Source organism: Nonomuraea sp. NPDC049129 (assembly GCF_040648495.1).
GTDB lineage: Bacteria > Actinomycetota > Actinomycetes > Streptosporangiales > Streptosporangiaceae > Nonomuraea.
Window position 1 is genome coordinate 31,725 of the sequence record NZ_JBEZDU010000043.1, and the last position, 12,459, is coordinate 44,183.

14 protein-coding genes are annotated in these 12,459 nt (G+C 68.0%); 9 read left to right on the forward strand and 5 right to left on the reverse strand.

What is annotated here, in order from left to right:
- Positions 1 to 53 precede the first annotated feature (53 nt).
- On the reverse strand, positions 54 to 338 hold the full coding sequence (locus tag AB0B64_RS57435; RefSeq protein ID WP_357954925.1) for a DUF3027 domain-containing protein: 285 nt from the start codon (positions 336 to 338) through the stop codon (positions 54 to 56).
- 169 nt (positions 339 to 507) lie between these two features.
- Here AB0B64_RS57435 and AB0B64_RS57440 point away from each other — a divergent pair, with 169 nt between their 5' ends.
- A complete protein-coding gene (locus tag AB0B64_RS57440) occupies positions 508 to 876 on the forward strand; it encodes a hypothetical protein (RefSeq protein WP_357954927.1) in 369 nt (122 codons plus the stop codon).
- Between the two features lie 35 nt (positions 877 to 911).
- On the opposite strand, the gene AB0B64_RS57445 is transcribed toward AB0B64_RS57440, so the two are convergent.
- Positions 912 to 1,385, reverse strand: coding sequence for a GNAT family N-acetyltransferase (locus AB0B64_RS57445; protein WP_357954929.1), 474 nt, complete (start codon positions 1,383 to 1,385; stop codon positions 912 to 914).
- 48 nt (positions 1,386 to 1,433) lie between these two features.
- On the opposite strand from AB0B64_RS57445, the gene AB0B64_RS57450 reads away from it, so the two are divergent.
- Together AB0B64_RS57450 and AB0B64_RS57455 are read left to right on the forward strand one after the other, a co-directional pair.
- Positions 1,434 to 2,375: an RNA polymerase sigma-70 factor gene (locus AB0B64_RS57450; protein WP_357954931.1), complete on the forward strand. Its 942-nt coding sequence runs from the start codon at positions 1,434 to 1,436 to the stop codon at positions 2,373 to 2,375.
- An 81-nt stretch (positions 2,376 to 2,456) separates the two neighbouring features.
- Positions 2,457 to 3,641, forward strand: coding sequence for an FAD-dependent oxidoreductase (locus AB0B64_RS57455; RefSeq protein WP_358204512.1), 1,185 nt, complete (start codon positions 2,457 to 2,459; stop codon positions 3,639 to 3,641).
- Positions 3,642 to 3,762: 121 nt separating this feature from the next.
- Here the strand turns inward: AB0B64_RS57455 and AB0B64_RS57460 are convergent, their stop codons facing one another.
- Together AB0B64_RS57460 and AB0B64_RS57465 are read right to left on the reverse strand one after the other, a co-directional pair.
- Positions 3,763 to 4,530 carry a DUF4184 family protein gene (locus AB0B64_RS57460; RefSeq protein WP_358204519.1) on the reverse strand — a complete coding sequence of 256 codons (768 nt, stop codon included), beginning with the start codon at positions 4,528 to 4,530 and terminating at the stop codon, positions 3,763 to 3,765.
- A gap of 56 nt (positions 4,531 to 4,586) precedes the next feature.
- Positions 4,587 to 5,345, reverse strand: a complete 759-nt coding sequence (locus tag AB0B64_RS57465; protein WP_358204525.1) for a helix-turn-helix transcriptional regulator — start codon at positions 5,343 to 5,345, stop codon at positions 4,587 to 4,589.
- A gap of 90 nt (positions 5,346 to 5,435) precedes the next feature.
- Between AB0B64_RS57465 and AB0B64_RS57470 the strand changes: the two genes are divergently transcribed.
- From AB0B64_RS57470 to AB0B64_RS57480, 3 genes are all read left to right on the forward strand, one after another.
- Positions 5,436 to 6,242 carry a phytanoyl-CoA dioxygenase family protein gene (locus tag AB0B64_RS57470; RefSeq protein ID WP_357954939.1) on the forward strand — a complete coding sequence of 269 codons (807 nt, stop codon included), beginning with the start codon at positions 5,436 to 5,438 and terminating at the stop codon, positions 6,240 to 6,242.
- Positions 6,239 to 6,499 carry a hypothetical protein gene (locus tag AB0B64_RS57475; protein ID WP_225302771.1) on the forward strand — a complete coding sequence of 87 codons (261 nt, stop codon included), beginning with the start codon at positions 6,239 to 6,241 and terminating at the stop codon, positions 6,497 to 6,499. Before AB0B64_RS57470 ends, AB0B64_RS57475 begins: the two co-directional genes overlap by 4 nt.
- 230 nt (positions 6,500 to 6,729) lie before the next feature.
- The gene (locus AB0B64_RS57480; protein WP_357954941.1) at positions 6,730 to 7,521 is read left to right on the forward strand and encodes a phosphatase PAP2 family protein; all 792 of its coding nucleotides are present in this window, start codon (positions 6,730 to 6,732) and stop codon (positions 7,519 to 7,521) included.
- A gap of 70 nt (positions 7,522 to 7,591) precedes the next feature.
- Here the strand turns inward: AB0B64_RS57480 and AB0B64_RS57485 are convergent, their stop codons facing one another.
- Positions 7,592 to 8,347: a TetR/AcrR family transcriptional regulator gene (locus AB0B64_RS57485; protein WP_358204537.1), complete on the reverse strand. Its 756-nt coding sequence runs from the start codon at positions 8,345 to 8,347 to the stop codon at positions 7,592 to 7,594.
- 73 nt (positions 8,348 to 8,420) lie between these two features.
- On the opposite strand from AB0B64_RS57485, the gene AB0B64_RS57490 reads away from it, so the two are divergent.
- The 3 genes from AB0B64_RS57490 (at position 8,421) to AB0B64_RS57500 (ending at position 12,431) form a co-directional block, all read left to right on the forward strand.
- Positions 8,421 to 9,866 (forward strand): DHA2 family efflux MFS transporter permease subunit, encoded by a 1,446-nt coding sequence (locus tag AB0B64_RS57490; RefSeq protein ID WP_357954945.1) that lies wholly within the window; start codon positions 8,421 to 8,423, stop codon positions 9,864 to 9,866.
- Between the two features lie 229 nt (positions 9,867 to 10,095).
- A complete protein-coding gene (locus tag AB0B64_RS57495; RefSeq protein WP_357954947.1) occupies positions 10,096 to 11,775 on the forward strand; it encodes an aromatic amino acid ammonia-lyase in 1,680 nt (559 codons plus the stop codon).
- Positions 11,776 to 12,152: 377 nt separating this feature from the next.
- A complete protein-coding gene (locus AB0B64_RS57500) occupies positions 12,153 to 12,431 on the forward strand; it encodes a hypothetical protein (RefSeq protein WP_358204550.1) in 279 nt (92 codons plus the stop codon).
- The last annotated feature ends 28 nt before the right edge of the window (positions 12,432 to 12,459 follow it).

Here is a 12,459-nt window from a genome sequence, read left to right on the forward strand (position 1 = left end):
GGCGGGGCGCACACTCTCCTCGGTCGGAGCTTCATGCCGCCTGACCGGGGCTGCTACCCGAACGAGCCGTCCTCGCGGTCGACGAACCGCACGCAGCCGTCATGCTCGAAACGCACCCGCCCGTCAAACGACGAGGCGGGGTTGGTGCAGGCCCCATAGTCCAAACCGAGCTGACCGCTCAACGCGATCCAGAAACGGCATCCTCCGCACTGGGAGTAGTACCACTCGTCCAGGTAATCGGCCTGGGCGGTGGAGCGATTCAACGAGGCACCCCATCGCGCATGGCACTGATCATTGTGATCTGGATCGTTACCCGTCCAAGGCTCACCAGCGGCCATTCTCGGTGCCTCCGTCTAAATCCGAGACCGTCAGCTCCGGCGATTGCCCGGGGGCTCGTATTCTTCCAGCTGCAATAGGGAGAGCGTTTCTACGGGCACCCTACCGAGCGAAGGGATCAGCGAGTTGACGCTGTCGACAGCCGACCTCACTGCATCGGATCATGAAGCCATGTCGGAACAGATCCCCGCCCACCTTGACGGCATCGGCCAGGGCTGGCATCCGCTGCTGCAACGCCTGCACGAGGAACTGCTGGCCGTAAGCCCCGGCTACAGCGTCCAACAGGTCAAGGAGAAGTACGGCACCTTACGCGTCTACCTCCTCACCGGCCTGTTGCGCCACCTGCACCAGGGGGGCGACAAGTGGCCCGAACCACATGAGGCGGAACGCTACAAGCGGGAGGACGACGCGGCGACACTCCTCGTACACGCCGCTGAACAGGAGTCGGCCAGGATCTGTGAGTACTGCGGTAATCCCGGCCAGGCCAGGAAACGCCCCTGGATCAAAACCCTGTGCGACGATTGCGACGCCTGTCGCTGAGACTGTGAGCGTTTTCGCGGCAGCCACCCCTGCCATTACGAGGGCTTCGTCAGGTCCAGCACGCCGACCGTCTGGCCCCCGCTCTTCTCACCTGTGAGCTGAAACCCGAGCTTCTGGTAGAAGCCTTCGGGGCTGCCCGCTCCCGGTTCCCACGTCACATACATCTGCGTGCCACCACGACGCCTGACTTCGCCCGCCACTGATTCGACGGCGAAGCGGCCGACTCCCTGCCCTTGTGCGTCGGGTGTGACGTTGAGGCGCCACAAGCCGGACCGGAAGTCGACTCCCTTGCCGTCCCAGTCGATATCGAAGAAGGCCATGAGGAAGCCGACCGGACGGTCGCCGTCGAGGATGAGGCGTGGCCAGGCCACGTTCGGGTGGACGTACGCCTCGGCCAGCGACTTCACCACAGGTGAGACGAAGTGTTCTTGTTCGGGGCGGACTTTCACGGCAATGGCCGTCTCAAAGTTGGCGGGGGTGATAGGCGCGAGGCGGAGGCTTTTAGGCATGCGAGAACCATATGAGTTGGTCACGCATGAAGAGTTAGGATTCGGGCCATGCCTCTAACGGTGATTGACGTGGACAGGTTCGAGCTGTCGAGGCCCCGTCTGGAGGCTATCGCCTACCGTCTCCTCGGCTCCGCTGACGAGGCAGAGGACGCCGTGCAGGAGACCTTCCTGCGCTGGCAGGCCGCCGACGTCGACCGCGTCGAGGTCCCCGAGGCTTGGCTGACGAAGGTGCTCACCAACCTGTGTCTCAACCAGCTCACCTCCGCGCGGGCGCGCCGCGAGACCTACGTGGGCCAATGGCTTCCCGAGCCGCTGCTCGCCGGGGACCGGATGCTCGGCCCGGCCGACACCGCCGAGCAGCGCGAATCGGTCTCGTACGCGGTCCTCACCCTCATGGAGCGCCTGTCCCCCAACGAACGGGCCGTGTACGTGCTGCGGGAGGCCTTCGACTACCCGCACCGGGAGATCGCCGAGATCCTCGACATCACCGAGGCGGCCAGCCAGCAGATCTTTCACCGCGCCAAGAAGCATGTCGCGTACGGCAAAGCCCGCACCGAGATCGACGAGGCCGCCGCCCGGCGGATCGTCGAGGAGTTCCTCGCGGCCGCCACCAGTGGTCAGACCGATGAGCTCGTACGCCTGCTCACCAAGGACGCCATCTCCATCGGCGACGGCGGAGGGAAGGTTCCGGCGCGCACCAAGGCGTTCGAGGGAGCCGTCGCGGTCGCGAAGTTCGTGTGGGGCCTGTTCAAGCCCGCCGAGGCCAAGCGCGCCGTCGTCGGCGGCTCGCCCGAGATATACGCCTGGACCGCCAATGGCGAACCCGCCGTTGTGGCCGTCGTGGAAGGCCGGGTCGTCGCCATCATGTGCCTGGAGGTCACCGCCGAGGGCATCACCGCCTGCCGTACCCAGGCGAACCCCGACAAGCTCGAACGCGCGACCGAGCAATGGGCGGCGGCCGGCCATGGGGAGCCCCTGCTCGTGATGTGACGTGTCTCACAACGCGTTCCTGTCAGGAAACAGCGGGCCATCCGGTTCAAGAGGCACATCCGAACCGGACAGGAGCCTGAAATGCAGCATCGCGTCATCGTTCTCGGAGCCGGATACGCCGGAGCCAGCGCCGCCGGCCGCCTCGCCAAGCGGTTGCGCCGCGAGGACGTCGCCATCACCCTCGTCACCGCCGAGCCCGACTTCGTCGAACGCGTCCGCAATCACCAGCTCGCGACCGGCCAGGACCTCAGGCCCCGGCCACTCAGCGAGATCTTCGCCGGCACCGGCGTCGAACTGAGGCTCGCGAAGGTCACCGGCGTCGACGTCGACCGCAAGACCGTCGCCATCACCGGTGCGAACGGTGCCGAAGAACTGGAGTACGACACCCTCGTGTACGCCCTCGGCAGCGACTGGAACAGCCAAGGCGTACTCGGGACCGCCGAGCACGCCTACCAGATCGCCAGCCGTACCGGAGCGCTCCGGCTACGCGAGCGCCTGGCGGGCCTCGACGCCGGGCAGGCCGTGGTGGTGGTCGGTGGCGGCCTCACCGGCGTGGAGGCCGTCACCGAGATCGCCGAGGCCCGCCCGGACCTCAACATCGCCCTGTCCGTCAGCGGCGGCCTCGGCGACTGGCTCTCACCCAAGGGGCGCGAGCACGTAAGGAAGGTCTTCGGCAAGCTCGGCATCACCGCGTACGAGCACGCCGCCATCAGCGGCGTCGAAGCCGACCACGTCACCACCGCCGACGGCAAGGTCATCCCCGCCGCGGTCACCGTATGGACCGCCGGTTTCGCGGTCCACCCGATCGCGAAGGCGACTTCCCTGGAGGTCTCCGGCACCGGCCAGATCGTGGTCGACCGGACCATGCGCTCGGTCTCACACCCCGATGTGTATGCCGTCGGCGACGCGGCCATGGCGATGGGCGCCGGAGACAAGCCGCTACGGATGTCGTGCGCCTCTGGCATCCCCACCGCCTGGCTGGCCGCCGACGCCATCGCGGCGCGCCTGAGCGGCCGGAAGGTCCCGAACAAGACGATCGGCTACTTCAACCTGTGCGTCTCACTGGGCCGCAAGGAGGGCCTGATCCAGTACGTCACGGCCGACGACCGTGCCAAGCAGGCGGTCCTGACCGGCCGACTGGCCGCCGCGTACAAGGAACTGGTCTGCAAGAGCGCCGCATGGAGCGTCGCCAACCCGACACTTGGGCTGCCGACCCGGCCCAACCGCGTTACGCGTGAGCAGACGCTGATGCGGGAGACCGCATGAACATCGTTGTGGACGACCTTTCCGGCCCGCGGTTCGGGCGGGTCGACGGCGGACGGCTGGAAGGTCGTCGGTTGATGTGGCATTTGGGCGCGTGCCCGTTGTCTGCCTCATGGGGCGCCGATCACGGTGGTGGCTTCGGCCTCGATGAGTTCCTGCAGCATGCGCTGCTCACCACGTTCCGCCCATGCCAGACGAGTACGTAGCACGCAAGTATCACAGCGGCCCCGTCGGCGCCTCCCAGGAGGATGCTCCGAACCAGGTCGTAGCCGCTCACCGCGGCGCGGTCGGTCACCGCTCCGGCGGCGGCACCGGCGATCGCGGCCACCGTGACCATGGCCAGCACCGCGCCGCGCACCCGGCCCGCCACCCCGGGCAGCCGTTCCGGCCGGACCGGGGTCCGCCGATACCAGAGCGCGAACCATCCGGCCAGGGCTACCAGACCACCTGCCGAACTGGCGTACATGAGCACGTTGAACACACGATGCGGGCCGACGACCGGTAGCCGCAGCACCTGCCAGTGCGCCACCGCGAACCCGCCGACCTGCGTGAACCCGTCCCAGACCAGGTGCGTGGCCATCCCGGCGACCAGCGCCGCCACCACCGTCACGGGCGCCGGCCGCGGCGCGACGGGCAGCCGGGCGCGCAGCCCGGCCGGAGCCAACGCCACCAGCGGCGCCCGGAGCACCTGGTGAAACAGCACCAGCAGCACCGCGCCCGACGGCACCCCCAGCAGCAGCACCCCCCACCATGCGTGCGTGCTCGCCGACGAGAACGGCAGTGGCAGGTAGTACGGCAGATCAGGTATCACCGCCCCGCCCGCCAGCGCCGACGGCGGTAACCATCGCCGCAGTGGCAGGATCGCGGCGACATGGCTCAGGGTGAACGGCACACGCCATTATCGGCACTCGCCGTCCGGACGGTGATCTATATCGATATGTCAGTGGATCATCGCCGCGCGCGCAGGACACGGGGAGAGGCACCCAGCTCACGGCGGCACGCCTTGTTGAACGCCTGCAGGTCCGCGATCCCCACTGCCGCGGCGATCGCCGGGATCGCCAGCGTCGACTCGCGCAGCAAGTGCAGAGCCCGCGACAGCCGACGGCGGCGGATGTAGGCGACCACCGTGTCACCGCTCTGGGCGCGAAACAGCCGGGTGAGGTGGTTGTGCGAAACCCCGGCGGCCCTGGCGACGTCCGGTACGGTCAGCGGTGCGGCCAGGTTCGCCTCGATGTACTCGATCGCCGCGGCCACCACGGCGGGCCGGCTGCCGACCACGGGCAGGCTCGCCACCCGCCAGAGCACCGACCACACCTCGGCCGACGCCCTGGCCGGGGTGCCGGGGACGGCCGCGATGGCCTGGCGCAGCGCGGCGCCGATGACCGGGGCCTGGTCGCCGGCGTCCCGCATGACCGTCACGGTGCGGCGCTCGTCCTCGCCGGGCAGGCGGAAGTGTGCGTACAGGTGCTCTGATCTGCCCCGATAGTGGTAGTGCACCTCGGCGCCAGGCGGGATCAGGCTCACGTGTCCCGGCTTGATGGCGTGCGTGGTGTTGTCCAGGACGAGTTCGGCCGCGTAGCCGTACAGGTGGAGTTGCCACAGGTCGGGCAGCCGAAACACGTCGTGGAGACCGACGACGCCGTGCACGCCCACTCCAGCCCCGGCCACCACGGGCGGCTCGGAGAGCGCGATCGTCAGGTGACGCACAGCGCATGTCTACCCCAATGGGGGAAAATCAACCAGTAGATGAGGATTACAACCCACGACACGGCGAGTGTCCGATTCTAGCTTTGAGGCATGAGAACCACTTTGCTCACCTCCGCGCAGGTGGCCGGCTTCGTGGCCGCCGGTTACCTGCGGCTCGACGGAGTCGTCCCGGACGAGCTCAACGACCAGGCGATCGACGTACTGGAGGCGGGAATCCCGCGCCTGCCGTACGGGACCCCGATCGACAAGGCATTCCCCGAGGGGACGTTCGCGCGCCGCCTCATCGAGCTGCCCCAGGTCGCCGGGGCCTTGCACTCCCTTGTCGGGCCCGGCCCGACCGTCGACCACCATGCCGTGCACATCCGCGAGCCGTACAACGGACAGGCCCAGCCGCTGCACGCCGACGCCATCATCGACACCCGCGTGGACGCCTTCGACGTGCAGCTCATGTACTACCCCCGCGAGGTCACCGCGGACATGGGCGGCACCCTCGTGGTGCCCGGCAGCCACCTGCGCCGCGTCAACGAGAGCGACACCGGCCGCTACCAGAACCTGCTCGGCCAGACCCGGCTGACCTGCCCCGCCGGGACGGTGATGCTGCTGCACCACGGCATCTGGCACGGCGGCAGGCGCAACGACAGCGCGGTCCGGCGGTACATGTTCAAGATCCGGTTCAACCCCACCGTCCCGCAGGTGCTCCTGTGGGACACCTCCGACCTCGCCGACCCCGCCGTCCTCGACGAGCTGGGCAGGCGTTTCCCCTGGTACGAGCAGGCAACCGGCCGGCTGGAGTACCACAATCGGGCACTCCTGTGGCGCGCCATGACCGCGGATCCCTCGTTCGACATCGACTACTGGATCACGCGTGTGAACAACCGCCCCGGGAGGGTCGCATGAAGCAGCAGGTGCTCGTTCTCTACTTGGCCACCTCCGCCCTCGACGCGCAGGTGGTGGGATGGTCCCGCTACGACGGCACCGGGCGTACCGATCCGACGGCGGGCGACGGGGACGAACCGCCGTACGAGACGGGGGTGGACGCGCTGCGCGACGGCTGGCGGCTGTTCCAGGCGTCGCAGCTGATCCCGCCGTACCCAGGGCACGAATACGACACGTCGTTTCTCAAGCACGAGTTCTTCTTCGAGAAACTGTCATGATGGCCGCTTCCCGGCCGCCAGGGCGACTGAGGCCACGTAGATACGTGGACCTTCGCAGTCGTCGTCAGCGGGCGGGAAGCACCGGTCGCCACCTCCAGCGCCCGCTTGTGCATGTCGATGGGGCGGGCGGTGGAGGTCAAGCCGCAGCTTCCTCGATTGCACCGCCGACACTGTGATCGCCCTCATCCGGCGCGCCTGCTTTGCAGGAACGGTGGGTTAGGGTGACCCGCGTGAGCCCACGTGAGGTGGCAGTAGGCCGATTGTCGAGCCTGGTCGCTCGTGCCCGATCGGCGGCACTTGTCGGGAAAATGGGTGGGCGCCCCGCACCACTCGTCGAAGTGGCCGCTCTGCTGCTCGTGATCCTGCTCTTCGCATGGCTTCATACCGCCGTCGGGAAGGACGTCGCAGCCGCCACCACCAACGCTCTGGCCGTGCAGTCCATAGAGCGGGCCGTTCATCTGGACATCGCGCTGAGGGCGAACCAGTGGCTGACCGAGCATCCGGCCCTCATCCAGCCGGCGGTGTACTACTACCGCCTGTACTACCTCGCGATCATCGGTGTGCTGGTGTGGGTCTTCGTCCGGCATGCCGAGGTCTACGTCAAGGTTCGGCGGACCCTCGTCGCGATGGTCGTTCTGGTGCTGCCCGTTTACTGGGCGCTGCCCATGTCGCCCCCACGGTTCGCCTTACCGGGTGTCGTCGACATCATCGCCGAGTACGACATCCTGGGCGGCCATGCCTCACGAGAGATCGCGAACGGCCAGAATCTGACAGCGATGCCCAGCATGCACGTGGGATGGTCGTTGTGGTGCGCGTACGCCGTGTGGTGCGCGCTGCGGGCCTCCCATCCGCGATGGGCGTTGCTGCCGTGGATCTTTCCGTTGGGTATGACGGCAGTCGTGCTCGTCACGGGGAACCACTATGTGCTCGACATCGTCGGAAGCGTCGTGTTGCTGCTCGTCTCCATCGCTGTCGTAGCAGCGTGGAGCCACCTTGCCGAGCGCCGTCGTACGCGGCAGTGATGGAAGCTCGGCACTCGCTTGAGCAGGCCGGGATTGGAGTGAACACATAGCGGTATGAACGACGCCGAGGTCAGCGTCCGGTGAGGCCGTCGAGCATCAGGTTGAGGGTGAACTCGAACCGCTCGTGACCGGTGCCGGCGGTCAGTTCGGCCGCGTGCCGCCTGGTGTTGGGGAATCGGTCCTCGGGCAGGGCGGCGAAGCGGCTCAGCAGTTCGTCGCGGGATAGAACCCACTCATCGTCGGCGCCTTCCCCGTTGGCTCCGGTGTCGCTCTGCCGTGTGGTGCGCAGGGAGGCTTCCAGACTGTAGGCGTTGACGTACAGGGTCAGGGCGTCGCTGGCCCAGGCTGCGGTCTGCGGCTGCACGCCGCCGGCGAGGAGGATCGAAAACATCCCCTCGCCGACGCGCAGGGTTTCCAGGTTCGTCGGTACGACGGCCAGCGCGGCGCGGGAGATGCCGGGATATTTCTGGTATTGGTCGCGCATCTGCGTGCACACACCGATGATCTGTTCCCGCCAGGTGGCCGGGTCGGGCTCGGGGAGGACCAGTGCGGCGCTGAGGCGGCCGATGAGCAGGTCGTCCAGGTCGGTCTTGTTGACCACGTGGAAGTACAGCGACGCGGGCCCGGTCTTGAGAGCGGTGGCCACACGCCGCATGGTCAGCGCGTCGTACCCCTCGGCCGCCACGATGCCCAGCGCCGTGTCGACGATCAGGTCGACGGTGATCGGCTGCTTGCGACGGGCGGGCGCGGCAGTGCGGGCGGCGGTGTCCTGATCGGTGGGCTGCTGATGCCGGGCCGCGCGCCGCTGCTCGGGAGTGGACCTCATGGGCTCACCTTACCAGCGAATAGAACACCTTTCCATTTGTATGGAGCAGTGTTCTATAGTAGAACAGTGTTCCATGAGCATAGATGAACGTACCCCACCCGTGACGACGCTGAGCCTGCGGCACGCGTGGGCCGTCCTGGCCGTCGTCTTCATCGCCGACGTCATGGACCTGATCGACTCCAGCGTCGCCAACCTGGCCGGGCCCTCCATCCGCGCCGACCTCGGCGGCGGCCCGGTCACCCTGCAATGGGTGCTCACCGGCTACACCGCGGCCTTCGCCCTCGGCCTGGTCACCTCCGGGCGGCTGGGCGACCTGCTCGGCCGCCGTCGGTTGTTCCTGATCGGCATGACCGGCTTCACCCTGGCCTCGCTGGCCTGCGGTCTGGCCCCGAGTGTGGCGTTCCTGATCGTCGCCCGCATCCTGCAGGGCCTGTTCGGATCCGTCATGATCCCGCAGGGCCTGGCCCTGGTGAAGGTCGTCTTCCCGCCCGAGCACCTACGCAAGGCTCTGATCCCGTTCGGCCCGATGATGGGCCTGGCCACCGTGGCCGGGCCGATTTTGGCGGGCTGGCTGCTGCATATGGACCTGTTCGGCAGTCAGTGGCGGTCCATCTTCCTGATCAACGTCCCGATCGGCGTCATCGCCGCCGTGCTCGGCTGGCGTGTCCTGCCCCGTCGTGGTGGCGAGGACGCCACCGTCCGCCTCGACCTCACCGGTGTCGCCCTGCTCACCGCCGCCTCGGCCCTGCTCATCATTCCGCTCGTCCAAGGCCGCGAGCTCGGCTGGCCCGCATGGACGTACGCCATGATGATCGCCGCCGCCGTCGCCCTGGCGCTGTTCGTCGTCTCCGAACGCCGCAGCCGGCACCCGCTCATCACGCCCTCGCTGTTCCGCAAGCGCAGCTTCGTCGTCGGCCTGGTGATCACCGGCGGGTTCTTCGCCTCACTAGGCGGCTTCACCCTGGTCATCAACCTGCTGCTCCAGCTCGGCATGCGCTGGACTCCCATCCACGCCGGGCTCACCCTGATCCCCTGGGCCCTCGGCACGGCCATCGCCGTCGGCCTGGCCGGCGCCTTCCTCGCCGAGAAACTCGGCCGGGCAACCCTGCAGATCGGACTCGCCCTCGCCGTTGCCGGACTGCTCGCCCTGTGGTGGACCGTCGCGCACTTCGGCACCGCGATCACCTCATGGAACCTGGCCCCGGCACTGCTGATCACCGGCTTCGGCTCCGGCCTGATCTTCGTCCCGCTGGTCGACTACATCCTCGGCGACGCCACCCCCGAAGAGGCCGGCACTGGCGCGGGCATGCTCAACGCGGTCCAGCAGTTCGCCGGAGCCCTCGGCGTCGCCGCACTCGGCACGGTCTTCTTCGCCCGCGCCGGCCACCCCACCACCAACTCCTACACCGCCGCCGCCGAACTCGTCTTCGCCATCGCGGCCGCCCTCTACTTCCTCACCCTGCTCCTGGTCAGCCTGCTCCCCAAACACGCCCAACAAGCCCAACAAGCCCACGGCTGAGCCACGCAACCCGTCGGCTGGACGCCCCTCACCGTGCGCGAGCGCGAGGTGCTCATCGAGGTCGGGCTGGTCGATTGACCCAGGGCTTGGCTTGTCGAAGAAGTAAGTGCCGGTCATAGGACTGGTCGAGGCTGAGTCAGCCCTGTTGAGCCCTCTCTGGCTCTCCTGCGTCCGGTGGCTATAACGGAGCGGCATTGATCTTCGTCGTGACGCCCCGGGGGACAACGTGATGACCCACGTAGGACGAATGGCCGCCGGTGTGGGCCTGCTCGCCGCCCTGTGCGTGCCGGGGCAGGCGGTCGCCGATCCCGAACCGCCCCCAGCAGGGGCGGCGCCGCCGGTGATGGACCTGGTGCTGGACGGCGATTCCCTCTCTCTGCACGACTCCTTCGCGATCCTCGAAGGCCGTCCCGTCGTCGTGCGGCTCGCGGCGGACGCGTGGGCCCACATGAACGAGACGCGAACCGGAGCGCTGGCCGCCCTGGACGACCAGCGGGTGTACGGGTGGAACCAGGCGCTAGGACCGCTGAAGGACCGTCCGCTGACGGCCGAGCAGGCGGAGCAGTTCCAGCGCAACGTGCTGCGCTCCCACGCCGCGGGCGTCGGGGAGCCGCTGCCCGACAACGTGGTGAAGCTGGCCATGATCCTCAAGGCGAACCAGCTGGCCAGAGGAACGGTCGGCGTGCGCCCCGAGGTGCCCCAGCGGCTGCTGGCCATGGTCAACGCCGGGGTGGTGCCGCGAATGCCGCAAATCGGCTCGCTGGGCACCGGAGACCTGCAGCCGCAGGCGGCGGCGGGACTGGCGGCGATAGGCGAGGACGCGCCGGTGCGCTACCGGGGTGAGGAGGGACCCGCCTCCGAGCTGCTGCCGAAGGCCGGGCTGCCCGGCGACTTCACCTTGCAGGCCGGGGAAGCGCTGCCGATCATCAGCGGCAGCACGGTCCTGGCCGCCACGCTGATGGACGCCGTACACCGGGCCACCGTACTCGCCGACCAGGCAGAGGGCGCCTTCGCCCTGTTCATGGAGGCGACCAGGGCCGAGCAGGGATCGCTGGACGCGCGTACCCACAAAGAACGCCGCATCCCCGAGCAGAACGCGATCGCGGCGCGTCTGCGCGCGATGGTGGCGGGCTCGGGCTGGATGACGGAAGAGGGCCGACGGCGCCTCGATCCGGCGGACTACCACCCGCGGGTCCAGGACGCGGTGTCGGTGCGGGCGGCGCCGCACATCATGGCCGGGCTGCGGCAGGTTCTCGCCGACACGCGCCGGGCCCTGATACGGGAGGCCAACGCTTCAACCTCCAACCCGCTGATCTTCAAGCGCGATCAAGGGCCGGGGTACGAGTTCGTGATGGGCGGCAACTGGGACGGCTCCGTCATGGGGCATCTCGCCGACGCCGTGAACGCGGAGATCACCGACATCGGGGTGCTGTCGCAGGAACTGTCGGGGCGGTTGCTGTCCCCCAGGTGGAGCTACGGCCTGCCGGCCAATCTCGCCGGCGGGACGGTCGGCCTGAACTCCGGAATGGTGCAGGTGCAGACGGTGGCCGCCGCGCTGATCCCGGAGATGCAGGCCAGGGCCACACCCGCGGGCACCCTGTCCCGGCCGGTCAAGGATGGGCAGGAGGACCACAACACGATGGCGATGGCCTCGGTCCGGCACCTGCACGAGAACCTCGACCGGCTGGAAATCGTCCTGGCGGTCCAGTACCTGATGTCCGCTCAGGGAATCGACCTCATCGCGCAGCAGATGTCCGGCCTGCCGCTCGGCGCCGGCACGCGGACCCTGTTTGCGGAGCTCAGGGAGTACATCACGCCCCTGGGCGATGACCGCTATCTCACTCCTGACTTGGAGCGGGCCATCTGGCTGGTGCACAACCAGCACCTGGTGCCGTACGTCGTGGGGTGATGCGAGTGGCGTGCCTGTCCGTCTCGCGGCGCGGGTGGCCAGGATGCGTCCGCGACCATAGGCAGCAGAGCTTGACGATCTGGTCGATGTCGCTCGGCCGCCGCGCGATCACCTCACCCGTGTGCAGCGGCGTCGGCTCGCGATCCGGACGCATCCGGTAGAAGCGATGGGAAGATTTTAAAAGGGTTATTCCGCTACTGGACAAATCCCGCTCGCTATGGCCATGCGCCGATGAGCATGGAGACATCTATCTCATTGTGCGGAGCGCCATTTTATGGCCTCCCCATCGCTATCCCCTCTGACCTGGGACGCGACATCTCGGAAGCGGTTTTTTCGGCTTTTCGAGCGCCTGTGGCAGGCCATTAGGGTGCACATTCATGGAATCGACTTTTCAATCGGCCGAAGAACTCGCGGCCGCCATGCGTGCCGGTGAAGTGACCTCGGCGGAACTGACCGACGAGGCGATCGCCCGCATCGAGCGGGACGACAAGGTGATCAACGCGATCTGTGCGCGGGTGTCCGTTGCGGGCGATCACTTCCAGCGGGCCGTAGCTGCCAGGGGTGCAGGTCGGTGCGCCAGAACCGCTGGTCGCCCAGGTCGGCGAAGCAGGCGCGAACCAGTGGCCGAGCATGGAGAAGATCCCGCACACCATTGACCGCGTTCAACAGCGTGAGACCAGTCAT